Annotated in this window: 14 protein-coding genes and 1 pseudogene; 4 read left to right on the top strand and 11 right to left on the bottom strand. The window is 70.7% G+C overall.

Annotated features, from left to right (window positions below; all coding sequences use genetic code 11):
* Positions 1–338: 338 nt before the first annotated feature.
* The 4 genes from ACFQV6_RS14215 to ACFQV6_RS14230 all read right to left on the bottom strand — a co-directional run bounded on the left by ACFQV6_RS14215 (position 339) and on the right by ACFQV6_RS14230 (position 4,629).
* Positions 339–1,481 carry an alpha/beta hydrolase family protein gene (locus ACFQV6_RS14215; protein ID WP_378027922.1) on the bottom strand — a complete coding sequence of 381 codons (1,143 nt, stop codon included), beginning with the start codon at positions 1,479–1,481 and terminating at the stop codon, positions 339–341.
* Position 1,482: 1 nt separating this feature from the next.
* Entirely contained in the window at positions 1,483–2,412 is a 930-nt protein-coding gene (locus ACFQV6_RS14220; protein ID WP_378027923.1) for a fumarylacetoacetate hydrolase family protein, read from the bottom strand.
* A 10-nt stretch (positions 2,413–2,422) separates the two neighbouring features.
* Positions 2,423–3,364, bottom strand: coding sequence for a VOC family protein (locus tag ACFQV6_RS14225; protein WP_378027924.1), 942 nt, complete (start codon positions 3,362–3,364; stop codon positions 2,423–2,425).
* Positions 3,365–3,498: 134 nt separating this feature from the next.
* The gene (locus ACFQV6_RS14230) at positions 3,499–4,629 is read right to left on the bottom strand and encodes an FAD-dependent monooxygenase (protein WP_378027925.1); all 1,131 of its coding nucleotides are present in this window, start codon (positions 4,627–4,629) and stop codon (positions 3,499–3,501) included.
* Between the two features lie 111 nt (positions 4,630–4,740).
* Here ACFQV6_RS14230 and ACFQV6_RS14235 point away from each other — a divergent pair, with 111 nt between their 5' ends.
* On the top strand, positions 4,741–5,673 hold the full coding sequence (locus tag ACFQV6_RS14235; protein ID WP_378027926.1) for a LysR family transcriptional regulator: 933 nt from the start codon (positions 4,741–4,743) through the stop codon (positions 5,671–5,673).
* Positions 5,674–5,908: 235 nt separating this feature from the next.
* A complete protein-coding gene (locus ACFQV6_RS14240) occupies positions 5,909–7,105 on the top strand; it encodes an MFS transporter (protein ID WP_378027927.1) in 1,197 nt (398 codons plus the stop codon).
* Between the two features lie 219 nt (positions 7,106–7,324).
* Here the strand turns inward: ACFQV6_RS14240 and ACFQV6_RS14245 are convergent, their stop codons facing one another.
* Positions 7,325–7,888: a DUF2087 domain-containing protein gene (locus ACFQV6_RS14245; RefSeq protein WP_378027928.1), complete on the bottom strand. Its 564-nt coding sequence runs from the start codon at positions 7,886–7,888 to the stop codon at positions 7,325–7,327.
* Positions 7,889–8,021: 133 nt separating this feature from the next.
* On the opposite strand from ACFQV6_RS14245, the gene ACFQV6_RS14250 reads away from it, so the two are divergent.
* Both ACFQV6_RS14250 and ACFQV6_RS14255 read left to right on the top strand, forming a co-directional pair.
* Positions 8,022–8,498 (top strand): hypothetical protein, encoded by a 477-nt coding sequence (locus ACFQV6_RS14250; protein ID WP_378027929.1) that lies wholly within the window; start codon positions 8,022–8,024, stop codon positions 8,496–8,498.
* Between the two features lie 170 nt (positions 8,499–8,668).
* Positions 8,669–9,781, top strand: coding sequence for a lytic polysaccharide monooxygenase (locus tag ACFQV6_RS14255; protein ID WP_378027930.1), 1,113 nt, complete (start codon positions 8,669–8,671; stop codon positions 9,779–9,781).
* Between the two features lie 214 nt (positions 9,782–9,995).
* Here the strand turns inward: ACFQV6_RS14255 and ACFQV6_RS14260 are convergent, their stop codons facing one another.
* The 6 genes and pseudogenes from ACFQV6_RS14260 to ACFQV6_RS14285 form a co-directional block, all read right to left on the bottom strand.
* Complete coding sequence (locus tag ACFQV6_RS14260) at positions 9,996–10,214, bottom strand: hypothetical protein (protein ID WP_378027931.1); 219 nt, start codon at positions 10,212–10,214, stop codon at positions 9,996–9,998.
* A gap of 141 nt (positions 10,215–10,355) precedes the next feature.
* Positions 10,356–10,994 carry a 3-oxoacid CoA-transferase subunit B gene (locus ACFQV6_RS14265; RefSeq protein WP_378027932.1) on the bottom strand — a complete coding sequence of 213 codons (639 nt, stop codon included), beginning with the start codon at positions 10,992–10,994 and terminating at the stop codon, positions 10,356–10,358.
* Positions 10,991–11,653, bottom strand: coding sequence for a 3-oxoacid CoA-transferase subunit A (locus ACFQV6_RS14270; protein ID WP_378027933.1), 663 nt, complete (start codon positions 11,651–11,653; stop codon positions 10,991–10,993). The genes ACFQV6_RS14265 and ACFQV6_RS14270 overlap by 4 nt, the downstream gene beginning before the upstream one ends.
* Positions 11,650–12,828: a thiolase family protein gene (locus ACFQV6_RS14275; protein WP_378027934.1), complete on the bottom strand. Its 1,179-nt coding sequence runs from the start codon at positions 12,826–12,828 to the stop codon at positions 11,650–11,652. Before ACFQV6_RS14275 ends, ACFQV6_RS14270 begins: the two co-directional genes overlap by 4 nt.
* On the bottom strand, positions 12,825–13,211 hold the full coding sequence (pcaC, locus tag ACFQV6_RS14280; RefSeq protein WP_378028100.1) for a 4-carboxymuconolactone decarboxylase: 387 nt from the start codon (positions 13,209–13,211) through the stop codon (positions 12,825–12,827). The genes ACFQV6_RS14275 and pcaC overlap by 4 nt, the downstream gene beginning before the upstream one ends.
* Before the next feature lie 15 nt (positions 13,212–13,226).
* Positions 13,227–13,949 (bottom strand): annotated as a pseudogene (locus ACFQV6_RS14285) (alpha/beta fold hydrolase); the annotation flags it as partial.

The following is a 13,949-nucleotide window of genomic DNA, read 5'->3' on the forward strand; positions in this document are numbered from 1 at the left end:
CCGAGCTGGCGCTGAGCGGGGCCGCACGGCCAAAAACACCCCGCTCACCACCAGCCGGGCAACCGAGCTGGCGCTGAGCGGGGCCGCACGGCCAAAAACACCCCCTCACCACCAGCCGGGCAACCGAGCTGGCGCTGAGCGGGGCCGCACGGCCAAAAACACCCCGCTCACCACCAGCCGGGCAACCGAGCTGGCGCTGAACGGGGCCGCACGGCCAAAAACACCCCCCTCACCACCAGCCGAGCAACCGAGCTGGCGCCGAGCGGGGCCCCACGCCCAAAAACACCCCGCTCACCACCAGCCGGGCGAACGAGCTGGCGCTGAGCGGGGCGGGGCGGTTATTGGAGGACGTCGGCGATCCAGTCGGCGATGTAGGTCTGGACGTGGGCGAAGTGGTCGAGCCCGATATGCTCCGCCCCACCCTCAGCCGCAGTGAAGATCCGCAGGTCACGGCGGGGTGAGTTGACCGCCTGCTCGTAGGACCGGTGCGCGTAGGCGACGGGAATCTGCCGATCGTTCTCCCCGTGGGCGATCAGGAACGGCACCGTGATCCGCTCGACGACACCGTCCAGATTCACCGCCGACGCCTTCTTGATGAACGTGTCGAGGTCGGTCTCGCCCCACACCCAGAGAACGTGGTCCCAATAGTGCGGAACCGGGTTCTCCCCCTCCCGCTCCAGCCGGCGTTTCTGCACCGCACCCCAGTCGTGGTTCGCCCCCCACGCCACGCAGAGCGCCAGCCGCTTCTCGAACGCAGCCGCGCGCGGAGCGTAATAGCCGCCGAGCGACCAGCCCACCAGCCCGATTTTCTCAGGCAGCACGTCGTCGCGGGTGAGCAGGTAGTCGACGCAGGCGCGTGCCCAGTCCTCGCTCTCCACGCGGGAGGTGAGGCCGAGCAGGCGCAGGGCCTCGCCGCTGCCGGGACAGTCGACCATCAGCGTGGAGATCCCCCGGGCGGCCATCTCCTGCGGGAAGCCCGACGCGTACATGTGCTCCTTGGTGGAATCGAGGCCGTTGAACATGATGACCATCGGCGCCGGGCCGTCCGTTTCGGCCTTTTTGAGGTACGCGGGAAGCAGCGCCCCCTCGAACGGAATCTCGACCCTCGTGGTCGCCGGGTCGATCAGGTCGAAGGCCTTCTGCTGCAGCTCCAGGCACCGCCGGTAGAAGACGTTGCGGTCGGGCGCCTTGGCGCTCTGCATCCGCTCGGCCTGCGCCAGATAGTTGGTGGCGCGCAGGTATTTCTGACCGGCCGTGCGAAGGTGGCCGGCCGCCTCGTCCGCCGCCGCCTGCGCCGCGAGGTCTTCGGCGACCGCCGCCCAGGAGGCCAGGAACTCGACGGTGCCGACATCCGACCCTCGCGCCGCCAGGTCGCGGATCGGGCGGCAGGCGCGGTCCACCTCGTCGATCAGGCCGCCGCTGTTCAGGGTGGCGACGACGCCCAGGTTCCACACGTAGTTGCCGGGAAAGTACTCGAACATCTCAGTGCCTCTCTGCACGCGCGGCGGCCGGGTCACGGCGGCGGACACGCGGGATGTCGTCGGTGGCGGGGCCGGAGGTGACGCGGTTGGTGAGGCTGCCGATGCCCTCGACGGTCAGGGTGACGACGTCGCCGTCGCGCAGGGGCGGCGGTTCCTGCCGCCCGTTGCGGCCCCACAGCTCGGCGAGGCAGCCGCCGTTGCCGACGGTGCCGGAGCCGAGCACGTCACCGGGGACGACGCGGCTGTCCCGGGCGGCATACATGATCATGGTCTCGAAGGTCCAGCCCATGTTGCTGAGCAGGTCGCGGCCGATCTCCACGCCGTTCACCGACGCCGAGCACCAGAGGTCGAGGAACCCGTCGCCGTCCTTGAACGGCTCCAGCTCATCGGCGGTCACGATCCACGGGCCCAGCGTGTTCGCGAAGTCCTTGCCCTTGGCCGGGCCCAGGCTCACCTGCATCTCCCGTTTCTGCAGGTCGCGGGCCGACCAGTCGTTCAAGATCGTGTAGCCGAAGATGGTGCCGGCCGGCCCCGCGATCGCCGCCACCTCGAGTTCGAAGTCGCGGTTCACCGAGTGCGCGGGGAACGGGACGCTGTCGTCCGGCCCGTAGATCCGGTGCGGGTTGGTGAAGTAGAACGTCGGCGCGTCGAACCACGCGTCAGGCACGCCGCCGGTGCCGTCGATGCTGCGCCGCACCCCTTCGACGTGCTCCTCGAACGCGACGAAATCGCGGAGCGAGGCAGGCTGCAGCGGCGCCAGCAATTGAACGTCTTTGAGGGGTACGCCGGGCGCACGCCGCAACTGACCAACGTCCGTCCCCTGCTCGATGATCGTGCGGACGTCGAGGTCGCCGGGGAAGCCGAAGACCTCGCCACCCTCGACGACACCCGCTCTGACCCGGCCGTCGTGCCGGAAACTCGCGATCCGCATGCCTCTCCTTCTACACCGGGGGTGCGACGAAAACGCCGCGGTCGACATCGTTGAACGACTGCCTGGCCACGAACTCGTTCATCGGGTTGGCCGTACCCCACTGGTCACTCACGGCCGGGTCGGAGAAGTCGTAGAGGTGCGGGTGCCAGCTGTCCTCGTCGAGTTCCTCCAGCTCGGTGGTGTACTCGATGGTGTTGCCGTGCGGGTCCAGGAAGTAGCTGAAGGTGTTGTTCCCGGCCATGTGCCGGCCCGGCCCCCACACCTTCTCCACCCCGCCGCGCAGCAGCCGGCCGGTGCCACGCATGTACTCGTCGATGCCGCGCATCTCGAACGACGCGTGGTGCAGCGACACGTGCGGCCCGCGGGCGATCGCCAGGCTGTGGTGCCAGCGGTTGGTGCGCAGGAACCACATCATGTCGCCCATCCGCGGGTGCGTCAGGGTGTCCGAGAGCGCGAAGTTGAGGTGCTTCGCGTAGAAGGCGACGGTCGCCTCCGGGTTCGGCGAGTTGATCACAACATGAGAAAGCTTGACGGGTACGGACTCGCCCTCCTCGAGCTTGCGATGCTGCCGGACCTCGACGCCGGAGGAGACCTCGACCGTACGGCCGTCGAGGTCGAAGAACCGGAACCCGTATCCGCCGCCGGGGGTGAGCAGCTTGCCGGGTTCGCAGACCAGCTGGACGCCGGAGCGGCCGAGGCGCTCGGCGAGCGCGTTCACGTCGGCCTCGTTCGCCGCGCCGAAGGCGATCAGGTCGAGCCGCTTCTCGGCGGCTCTGCGCAGGCGTACCGAATAGTGCTCGGGGGATCCGGCGGCGGCCAGGAAGGCCAGGCCGTCGTCGGTCGTCTCGGCGTCCAGGCCCCACATGGTCGTGTAGAACGCGATCTGCCGGTCGTAGTCCGGCACGGCCAGGTCGACGTGCCGCAGATGGGTGATGAGTCGCTCGTCGTTCATGTTCTTCCCTCCGGTGAGTTCAGGCCGGCTCGGCGACCAGATGCGCGACGCGTGCCATCAGGCCGGCTCGGCGACCAGATGCGCGACGCGTGCCATCGGGCCGGCTCGGCGACCAGATGCGCGACGCGTGCCATCTAGGCCGGCTCGGCGACCAGGTGCGCGACGCGTGCCATCAGGCCTGGGACGTCGCCCCGCTCGTGGGCGAGCAGCCAGCGGGTGAGCTGCAGGGACGCCTCGACCACCGTCCTGGCCCGCGGCAGGCGGCGGCCGGTGAACTCGGTCCACAGCTCGCCGGTGACGGCGGTGTCGCGGAGCAGCAGCCCGGCCAGGACGGAGGCGTCCTCCAGGGCCTGGGCGGCGCCCTGCGCCAGGGTGGGCGGGCAGCTGTGCGCGGCGTCGCCGATCAGCACCACGCGGCCGCGGTTCCACGGGCCGTCCAGGACGTGGCTCTCGAAGGCGGTGTAGTTGACGGTCGCCGGGTCGGTGAGCCGGTCGCGGATCTCGTCCCACGACCCGTGGTACGCCCCGGCGAGCTCGCGCATCGTGGCGAGGGCCTCGTCCGGTGTCAGACCGGCCCGGTCCCCGACGTCCTCGACGAGGTAGGCGTAGAGGCTGTCCGGGCCGGTCGGGCAGTATCCGGCGATGTAGGCGGGACCGCCGTAGTAGAGGTCGGTGCGGGTGACGCTGTCCGGGCGGCGGGTGAAGGTCCGCCAGATGCCCATGCCGACCGGCTGCGGCTCGAGGTCGATGCCGATCGCCCGCCGGGTCCAGGAGCGGATGCCGTCGGCGCCGATCACCAGGTCGTACCGGCCGGTCGAGCCGTCGGCGAAGGTGACCGCGACGGTGTCGCCGTCCTGGTCGAGCGCGGTGGGGCGGGTGCTGAAGCGAATCTTGGCGCCCACCGTGGCGGCCCGGTCGAGCAGGATTCTTGCCAGCGCCGGCCGGTACATGCCGAGGGTGGCGGGCAGGTCCGGCCCACCGGTGCGGATGTCGGTCAGCTCGGCGATCAGCGTGCCGGCCGGGTCGGGTGCGCGAAGGCCGAGTGTGTCGAAGGCGTACCCCTCGGCCCTGACCTTCTCCCAGACTCCCAGCTCGCGCAGAACGCGAAGCGCGTTGCCCTGCAGCGTGATGCCGGAGCCGAGCGCGGACACGTCGGGCTTGAGGTCGGCCAGATCGACCGAGACGCCGCCTTCAGCGAGGAGGATCGCCGCGGCGGCGCCCGCGGCGCCACCACCCACGACCAGAACATTGCGAACTGCCGGCACGGCGGTTTCCCCTCTGTAACGGCTGTGATGGGGACCACTGTCTCGTGACGGCAGGTATCAGGGAAGCTCGACTTGGCTATGGGACCCATAGGCCCGTCTTATAGTGTCTCCATGGCGGTCGACCGGGTGCTGGCGAACCTCGATCTCAACCTGCTCGTCACGCTCGACGCCCTGCTCCGGGAGCGCAACGTGACCCGCACCGCCGAGCGGCTCGGCGTCAGCCAGCCCGCCGTGAGCGGCGCGCTCGGCCGCCTGCGCCGGCACTTCGGCGACCAGCTCCTGGTCCGCGTGGGCAACCGTTACCAGCTGACTCCCCTGGCCGCCCAGGTCGCCGCCCTCGCCGGGCCGGCCCTGGCCGCGGTCCGCCGGGTCTTCGACGCCACCGCCGAGTTCGACCCGTCCGGCCTCGACCGCGAGTTCACCATCGTCAGCTCCGACTACGCCGCCACCATCCTCGGCCCCCTCGTCGCCCGCCGCCTCGCCGAGGCCGCACCCGGCGCCCGGCTGCACCTGCAGCAGACCACCCCGGACGCTGTCGACCACGCACCCGAGACCCTGCGCACGGCCGACGGCCTGTTCATCCCGCACGGCTTCGTCACCGGGCTGCCGTACCTGGACCTCTACGAGGACCGGTGGGTGTGCATCGTGGACGAGAACCACCCCGACGTCGGCGACCGGCTGACGCTGAGCCAGCTCGGTGAGCTGCCCTGGGTGGCGCTGTTCAACGGGCCGACGGCGTTCGCGTCGGCGTCGCGCCAGCTGCGGATGCTCGGCGTCGAGGCCCGGGTGGACGTGGTGGTCGACGGCTTCCTGCAGATGCCCTGGCTGGTCGCCGGGACCCGCCGGGTGGCGCTGATCCAGGAACGGCTGGCCCGGCGGCTCGCACCGGTCGCCGGCGTGAAGGTGCTCGCCTGCCCGTTCGAGGTGGTCCCGGTGGCCGAGGCCTTCTGGTGGAACCCGCTCTACCGCAACGACCCCGCCCACCTGTGGCTGCGCGAGATCCTCACGGCGGCCGCGGACGAACTGCGCCATCAGCCGGGCTGAAAGCGGCTGCCGGCGAAGTCGCGCCACCAGCCGGGCTGACCGGCGGCCGCGGACCGGAAGGCGCCATCAGCCGGGCTGACCGGCGGCCGCGGACCGGAAGGCGCCATCAGCCGGGCTGATGGTGGCCATCAGCGGATACGTCTTCCGCTGATGACGGGCGCCGCCCATAGTCAGGGCCACCGCGTGTGACCTGGACCACCGGCTGTTCCCGCCACTCTCCTCGAAGGGCCTGTCCATGCCCGGAACCGCGACCGCCGCGCCGGCACGTCAAGCCGGCCTCCCCCAGCTGATCGTGCTGCTCGCCGGCAGCTGCCTCTCCGTCCTCGGCGCCGTGCTCATCGCACCGGTGCTACCGCAGATGACCGACCACTTCGCCGGAGTCGCCGGCGCCGACGTGCTCGTGCCGATCGTGCTCACCGTGCCCGCCCTGATCATCGGCCTGACCGCGCCGTTCGCCGGTGTGATCGCCGACGCCATCGACCGCAAGCGGGTACTGATCATCGCGATGATCGGCTACACGATCTTCGGCACAGCACCGCTCTACCTCGAGTCGCTGGGCACCATCATCGGCAGCCGGGTCCTTGTCGGGCTCTGCGAAGCGGCGATCATGACCTGCTGCACCACGCTCATCGCCGATTACTGGTCCGGGCGGCAGCGCAGCCGCTACCTCGCTCTGCAAACTCTGCTCGCCTCGGTCTCGGCGACGGTCTTCCTCGGGCTCGGCGGAGCCCTCGGTGCCGGCGGATGGCGTACACCTTTCTGGCTGTACCTGGTGGCAGCCGCGCTCGCCGTACCCATGGCTCTGCTGATCTGGCAGCCCGCCACCGGACCGCGCGCCGCCAAGCTGGACCCCATCCCCTGGCGGCGCCTGCGCGTGCCGTGCCTGGTCACCCTGGCCGGCGGCGTGGTCTTCTACGCCCTGATCGTCGAGCTCTCGTTCCTGCTCGACGAGGCAGGCGTGACCGCGACGGCCACCATCGGCGCCCTCAGCGCGCTGATGTCGCTGGCCACCGCGCTGGCGGCCGGCTCGTTCGCCAAGCTCTCCGGTCAGACGCCGCGCACCCTGCTGCCGATCGCTTTCGGACTCGCCTCGGCCGGCTTCCTGATCATCTGGGCGAGCGGCTCGGTCGCCGTCATCACCGTCGGCGCGGTCGTCACCGGCGCCGGCACCGGCCTGCTGCTGCCGACCCTCGTCACCTGGGCCACGAACGGCCTGTCGTTCTCCGAGCGCGGGCGCGGCACGGGGCTGTGGACCGGAACCCTGTTCATCGGCCAGTTCCTGTCCCCCGTCCTGATCACCGGGGTGGGCGCCGCGGTCGGCGGCCTGCGTCCCGCGGTCGGCATCCTGGGCATCGTGTCCGCGGTCCTTGCCGTCTCGATGCTGGCGATCGTCCCCCGCGACGCCGCCCCCCTCAACGTCACCCACGAATGACATCCCCCGCCCCAGCTCGCCAGATTTCCCACGCCGGCTCCCCGGGCTGCCCCAACGCCGGGAGGTAGCACTGGGCACCAGCCGGGTAACCCAGCTGGTGCTCAGCGGCGCCTTTCGCGCTCAAACCCACCGCTCACGGCCAGCCGGGTAACCCAGCTGGCGCTCAGCGGCGCCTTTCACGCTCAAACCCACCGCTCACAGCCAGCCGGGTGGGTCTCGTCAGGCGGGTTGGGGAAGGGGACGGCCGGAGCCGTAGGAGGTGCCGGCCCGGTCGCGTTCCAGCCAGCCGGTTTCGACGAGCATGCGGCGGGCGGCTGCCACGTCGTCGGTGACCACGGCGAGGCGGTCGTTGACCTCGGCCTCGGTGAGGATGCCGTCGACGGCGAGGAAGCGGGCGAAGAGCTCGCCGATCTGGTGGTAGCGCTCGCTCATCGTGGGCGGGAGGCTGCTCAGGCGGCCGTGCGCGAAGTACGACTTGAGCTGCGGATAGTCCGCCAGGAGCGGGGCGATGGGCTGGACCCGGGCGAGCGCCTGGGCGGCCTCGCGGAGCACGTCGGGTCGGGCGCGGAAGGTGCCCTGGCCGGTGCCCCTCGCCAGGCCGGCGCCGACGAGGCGGCCGCAGAGCTCGGCGACATCGGGTTTCGGCATGTCCAGGTGGAGGGAGAGCTCGAAGAGCGTGGCGCCGTTGTTGCCCTGGTTCACCAGCTCGGCGTAGGCGCGGAGCCGGGCGGGGTGGGACAACTGCATGAGGATCTCGGCGGCGCGAGCAGCTTGGACGGACATTCCTGCACCGTAGGCGGGCGGTTCCGCGGCGGCATCCGATTATTCGGCGCCTGCGTGGGTATTGATGAGTTTCCTCCGGTTTTGGGCGACGCGGCGAACGACCGTGTCGTATCGGCGAAACCGGGAGGCAGTCATGACCATCCTGCGACGAGTCGCCGTTGCGCTCACCGTGCTACTGGCGGCCGGTCTGGCGCCGGGCGCCGCGAGCGCCAAGACCGGCATGGCGCCGGGCGCCGCGAGCGCCAAGACCGGAATGGCGCCGGGCGCCGCGAGCGCCAAAGGGCTGGACGCGCTCGCGAGTGTCTACGACGAGAACAGCCGGGTCCTCGCGGAGGCGCGCTTCGCCTCGGCCGGCGACACCTTCACGCTCATCAAGCTGGCCGATCACGGCAGCCAGGTGTACGCCGAGTACAAGTACGTCCGCAAGGACGGCACGCTGCAGACCGGCACCCATCGGGGACCCGCCTTGGTGGGTGTCCCGGCCCGCTTCGACCACGACTTCGGTGAGGGCCGGGCGGTGGAGTTCCGGGTCTGCGTGGCGACCGGGTACGGGTCCGGCCTGTGCAGCGGCACCGACCAGGGTGAGAACTGGACCAAGGCGTACGCCTGAACTTTCCTCGATCAACAATTGACTTGGGTCGATTGTTCGGCGAGGCTGGGCGCACAGCACTGCCGCCGGAGCCACGCGGCCGCGAAAGCATGGGCAGCTTTCGCGCGTCCCTGATGAAGGCTGTCCGCGAACGGCGCGACGGTCCCTAGCTCACGGAGTGCTGAGCGCAGATGTCCTCACCCGTACGTCTCAAATTCTTGATCAGTGCCCTGGTCGCGGCCCTTGCCGCGACCCTCGCCATCCTCATCCCAAGTGGGCCGGCCGCCGCGCACGGCAACGTCGTCGGTCCCGCGTCGCGCAACTACGGCTGCTTCGAGCGCTGGGGTTCGAAGTTCCAGGACCCGGCCATGCAGACCGAGGATCCGATGTGCTGGCAGGCCTGGCAGGCCAACCCGAACGCCATGTGGAACTGGAACGGCCTGTACCGCGAGGGCCTGGCCGGCAACCACCAGGGCGGCATCCCGGACGGTCAGCTGTGCAGCGGCGGCCACGCCGAGGGCGGCCGTTACAACGCGATGGACGCTCTCGGTGACTGGAAGGCCGCGAACATCGGCAACTCGTTCACCGTGCAGCTCTTCGACGGTGCGCGGCACGGTGCCGACTACATCCGCGTCTACGTGTCGAAGCCCGGGTACAACCCGGTGACGACGGCGCTGAAGTGGTCCGACCTGCAGCTGACCACCAGCGTGCCGAACACCCCGGCCGCGCAGTGGACCCAGCAGCTCTCCAACGGCGTGCAGCAGAACATCCCGGTGAGCGTCTCCGGGCGTTCCGGGCGGGCCATCGTCTACACGATCTGGCAGGCGAGCCACTCGGACCAGTCGTACTACTTCTGCAGCGACGTGAACTTCGGCGGCACCAACCCGCCGACGTCGCCCAGCGCGTCGCCGTCCTCGTCGCCGTCGTCCTCGCCGTCGGCGTCCCCCTCGGGCCCGCCGTCTGACACGCCGTCGCCGTCACCGTCCACCTCGAACCCGCCGGTCACCGGCGCCTGCTCGGCGGCCTTCGCGGTGACGTCGAGCTGGAACGGCGGATATCAGGGTGAGGTGAAGGTGACCGCGGGCAGTTCCGCGATCAAGAACTGGACGGTGCTGCTCACCTACCCGGGCACGCCGCCGATCCAGCAGGGCTGGAACGCCAACCTGACCACCAGCGGGAACACGGTCCAGGCCACGAACGTCAGCTACAACGGGGCGGTGTCGGCGGGAGCCAGTACGAGCTTCGGCTTCCTGGGCTCCGGTGCGGCGGCCACGCCGACAGTAAGCTGCACCGCTTCCGCCTGACCCTCGCGCGAGCCGTTCACTTCGGTTACATTGGTGTTAATGGGAGCGCTCCCAGTCCCCCAACCACATCCCCAACGAATTGGAGGCAAAGCTAGACCGCGTGGTTCGGCTCCGTCCACGCACGTGCTGTGACTCCCGACGGGGAACGAGGCAGCCCCACCTCGTTCCCCGTCATCCCCTGTCCACCCCTGGAGGGGGAGTCTCTCCCACCGGATTACATCCGGCCCCGGTGCTTCGCCAGCGGCACCGTGATCGCCAGAACGGCGAGCGGCGCGCAGGCGAGCCAGATCAGCTTGCCGGCGTTCGGGTTGCCCCCGGCCCGCTCCAGCAGGGCCATGCCGAGCACGAGGAGCCCGGAAACGACGCCGACGACGGCGAGCACCCGCATCTTCGTCCTGCTGTACGGACCGGGCTCACCGGCCCGCGTTTCCATCGACGCTTCCCTCATGCGAATCTTCGATGCCCCCAGGACGCGCGCTGAAACGCCCCGTTTTCCGAGAACCACCGGCGGGTGCGCCGAAAGCGAAGGACGATGGCCGGCGGCGCTCCGTTGAGCCGCCGGCCACCGTGGCCCTCAGGGACGTGCGAGCGGCACGTCCAGGCGTGACTCCAGCTCCTCGAAGGTGATGCCGAAGGTGTTCACCACACGCACACCCTCACCACCCACGAGGAACGTCGCCACCTCGGTGTAGACCCTGGTCACGCACGTCTTACCGGTCAGCGGATAGGTGCACTCCGGCACCAGCTTCGGCTCGCCGGTCTTGGTGAACAGCGTCATCATCACCCAGACCTCCTTGGCGCCGACCGCCAGATCCATCGCCCCGCCGACGGCCGGGATCGCGTCGGGCGCGCCGGTGTGCCAGTTGGCCAGGTCGCCGGCGGCCGAGACCTGGAAGGCGCCCATCACGCAGACGTCCAGGTGGCCGCCGCGCATCATCGCGAACGAGTCGGCGTGGTGGAAGTAGGCAGCGCCGGGCAGCTCGGTGACCGGTTGTTTGCCCGCGTTGGTGAGGTCCCAGTCGGCCCGGTCGGCGGGGACCACCTCGCCCATGCCGAGCATGCCGTTCTCGGTGTGCAGGATGACGCCGCTGTCCGGTTTCAGGTGGTGGGCGATCGAGGTGGGCTGCCCGATGCCGAGGTTGACATACGACCCGTCGGGGATGTCACCGGCGATGAGCCGGGCGAGGTCGTCCTTGCCGAGGGGCTGACTCATCGGGGCACCTCCACCAGCCGGTTGACGTAGATCGACGGGGTGACGACGTTCTCCGGGTCCAGGTCGCCGGGCTCGACGATCCGGGAGACCTGGGCGATCGTGACGGTGGCGGCGGTGGCCATCACCGGGCCGAAGTTGCGGGCGGTCTTGCGGTAGACCAGGTTGCCGAGGCGGTCGGCGACGTGCGCCCGGATCAGCGCCACGTCGCCGTGGATCGGGTACTCCAGAACGTACTCCCGGCCGTCGATGGTGCGTGTCTCCTTCCCCTCGGCCAGCATGGTGCCGGCGCCGGTCGGGCCGTAGAAGGCGCCGATGCCCGCGCCGGCGGCACGCATCCGCTCGGCGAGGTTGCCCTGCGGGACGACCTCGAGTTCGACGCTGCCGTCGCGGTAGAGGCCGTCGAAGACCCAGGAGTCGGTCTGCCGGGGAAAGGAACAGATCATTTTTCGTACGCGGCGCGCCGCCAGCAGTGCGGCCAGTCCGGTGTCCCCGTTGCCGGCGTTGTTGCTGACGATCGTGAGGTCGCCCGCGCCGTGCTCGATCAGCGCGTCGATCAGCTCGACGGGCATCCCGGCCATGCCGAAGCCGCCGATCAGGACGGTGTCACCGTCCTTGACCGCGGTGACGGCGCCGAGCGCGTCCGTGATGATCGCTTTCACCGGGTGCAGTTCTCCAGGACCACGGCGAGGGCCTGGCCCACGCCGATGCAGATGGCGGCGACACCCCAGCGCTGGTTGCGCTCGCGCAGGACGTGGGCGAGGGTGCCGAGGATGCGCGCGCCGGAGGCGCCGAGCGGGTGACCGATCGCGATCGCGCCACCCCGGGTGTTGACGATCTCCGGGTCGATGCCCCAGGCGTCGACGCAGGCGAGGGACTGCGCGGCGAACGCCTCGTTCAGCTCGACCGCGCCCACGTCGCCCCAGCCGATGCCGGCCCGGCCCAGCGCCTTCTCGGCCGCCTCGACCGGTGCGAAACCGAAGTCCTGCGGGTCGACGGCGTGCGCGGCGCGCCCGGCGATCCGGGCGAGCGGGTCGAAGCCGATGTGGAAGGCGGCCGCGGCGGAACCGAGCAGCACCGCGGAGGCGCCGTCGTTGAGCGGTGACGCGTTGCCGGCGGTGATCGTGCCGTCCTTGCGGAACGACGGTTTGAGCTTCGCCAGCTTCTCCGGGCTGCTGTCGGCACGGATGCCCTCGTCGCGGACCAGGTCACCCGCGGGCACCGTCAGGTCCGCGTAGAAGCCGTCGTCCCAGGCCTTGGCGGCGAGCAGGTGCGAGCGTACGGCGAACGCGTCCTGCCGCTCCCGGGTGATGCCGTGCTTCTCCGCCAGCCGTTCGTTGCACTCACCCAGCGAGATCGTCCACTCGGCGGGCATCTCCGGGTTGACCAGGCGCCAGCCCAGCGTGGTCGAGACCGCCTCGAGGTTCCCGGCCGGGAAGGCCCGGGACGGTTTCGGCAGCACCCACGGCGCCCGGGTCATCGACTCGACACCGCCGGCCACCACGATCTCCGCGTCACCCGCGGCGATGGCGCGGGAGCCGAGAATCGCGGCGTCCAGGCTGGAGCCGCAGAGCCGGTTGACGGTGGCCGCCGGTACCGAGGTGGGCAGGCCGGCGAGCAGCACCGCCATCCGGCCGACGTTGCGGTTGTCCTCGCCGGCACCGTTGGCGTTGCCCCAGTAGACGTCGTCGATGCGGCCCCGGTCGAACTCCGGTGCCTTGTCGAGCAGACCGGTCAGGGCGGTGGCCGCGAGGTCGTCCGGTCGCACCTCGGCCAGGGCACCGCTGTATCTCCCGAACGGGGTGCGGGCGGCGGCGTAGACGAACGAGTCGGTCACGGGAGCTCCTCAAGAACGCGTTGCGCGATGCGGAAGGCGGTGTTGGCGGCCGGTACGCCGCAGTAGATCGCAGTCTGCAGGATGACCTCTTTGATCTCGCCGGCCGAGAGCCCGTTGGTCCGCGCGGCCCGTACGTGCATGGCCAGTTCCTCGTGGTGACCGAGGGCGATCAGGGCGGTCAGCGTGATCAGCGAGCGGTCCCGGCGGGCCAGGCCGTCGCGGGTCCAGATCTCGCCCCAGGCGTACCGGGTGATCAGGTCCTGGAAGTCGCGGGTGAACGCGGTGGTGCCGGCGGTGGCCCGGTCGACGTGGGCCGGGCCGAGCACCTCGCGGCGGACCTTGAGGCCGGCCGCGCGCTGCTCGTCGAAGTGCTGGTCGAGCAGGAAGGCGACGATCTCCGGTGACTCGGCCGGTGCGAGGTGCGCGACACCGTCGAGGACGACCAGGCGGCCGTTCAGGACGGTTTCGGCGATCGTGGCGAGGCCGCCGGGCGGGGTCGGCTTGTCGAGGGCTCCGGCCACGGCCAGGACCGGGGCGGCTATTTCGGGCAGCCTCTCGCGTACGTCGAAATCAGCAAGCGCCTCGCAAGCTCGCGCGTAACTCTCATCGTCGGTCGCGCGCAGCGCGCCGAGCAGGGGCTCGGTCACCTCGGGCGACCGGTCCGGGAGGCCGGGGGCGAACCAGCGCTCGATCGAGCCGGCCACCACCGCCTCGGTGCCCTGCGCCCGGACCAGTTTCGCGCGGTCGTGCCAGGCCGTGGCCTCGCCGATCTTCGCACCGGTGCAGAGCAGCGCGGCGGCGGTGACCCGCTCCGGGAAGTCCAGCAGCAGTTGCAGGCCGATGGCGCCGCCGATCGAGTCGCCGGCGTAGAGGAACGACGTGCCCGGCCGGATCCGGTCGGCGAGCGCGATCACCTCGCGGGCCAGGTCGCCGACGCCGAACGGGCCGGGTGCCGGTGCGCTTCGGCCGTGGCCGGGCAGGTCGAAGCCGACCACGTGGTAGTTGCCGTACAGGCGCGCGGCGCAGCCGGCCCAGAGCGTCTCGGCGCTGGTGCCGACCGAGGAGCCGAGCAGCAGCAGTGGCCGGCCGGGTGCGCCGGTGAAGGTGGTGGCGGTCAGCAA

The sequence above is a fragment of the Actinoplanes sp. GCM10030250 genome (genome assembly GCF_042666575.1).
Classification (GTDB): domain Bacteria; phylum Actinomycetota; class Actinomycetes; order Mycobacteriales; family Micromonosporaceae; genus Actinoplanes.

Excerpts from the sequence above, each read along its gene's own strand:
- ACFQV6_RS14215 (WP_378027922.1), bottom strand. The coding sequence starts at position 1,481 with ATGTTCGAGTACTTTCCCGGCAACTACGTGTGGAACCTGGGCGTCGTC.
- ACFQV6_RS14220 (WP_378027923.1), bottom strand. The coding sequence starts at position 2,412 with ATGCGGATCGCGAGTTTCCGGCACGACGGCCGGGTCAGAGCGGGTGTC.
- ACFQV6_RS14225 (WP_378027924.1), bottom strand. The coding sequence starts at position 3,364 with ATGAACGACGAGCGACTCATCACCCATCTGCGGCACGTCGACCTGGCC.
- ACFQV6_RS14235 (WP_378027926.1), top strand. The coding sequence starts at position 4,741 with ATGGCGGTCGACCGGGTGCTGGCGAACCTCGATCTCAACCTGCTCGTC.
- ACFQV6_RS14240 (WP_378027927.1), top strand. The coding sequence starts at position 5,909 with ATGCCCGGAACCGCGACCGCCGCGCCGGCACGTCAAGCCGGCCTCCCC.
- ACFQV6_RS14245 (WP_378027928.1), bottom strand. The coding sequence starts at position 7,888 with ATGTCCGTCCAAGCTGCTCGCGCCGCCGAGATCCTCATGCAGTTGTCC.
- ACFQV6_RS14250 (WP_378027929.1), top strand. The coding sequence starts at position 8,022 with ATGACCATCCTGCGACGAGTCGCCGTTGCGCTCACCGTGCTACTGGCG.
- ACFQV6_RS14255 (WP_378027930.1), top strand. The coding sequence starts at position 8,669 with ATGTCCTCACCCGTACGTCTCAAATTCTTGATCAGTGCCCTGGTCGCG.
- ACFQV6_RS14260 (WP_378027931.1), bottom strand. The coding sequence starts at position 10,214 with ATGGAAACGCGGGCCGGTGAGCCCGGTCCGTACAGCAGGACGAAGATG.
- ACFQV6_RS14265 (WP_378027932.1), bottom strand. The coding sequence starts at position 10,994 with ATGAGTCAGCCCCTCGGCAAGGACGACCTCGCCCGGCTCATCGCCGGT.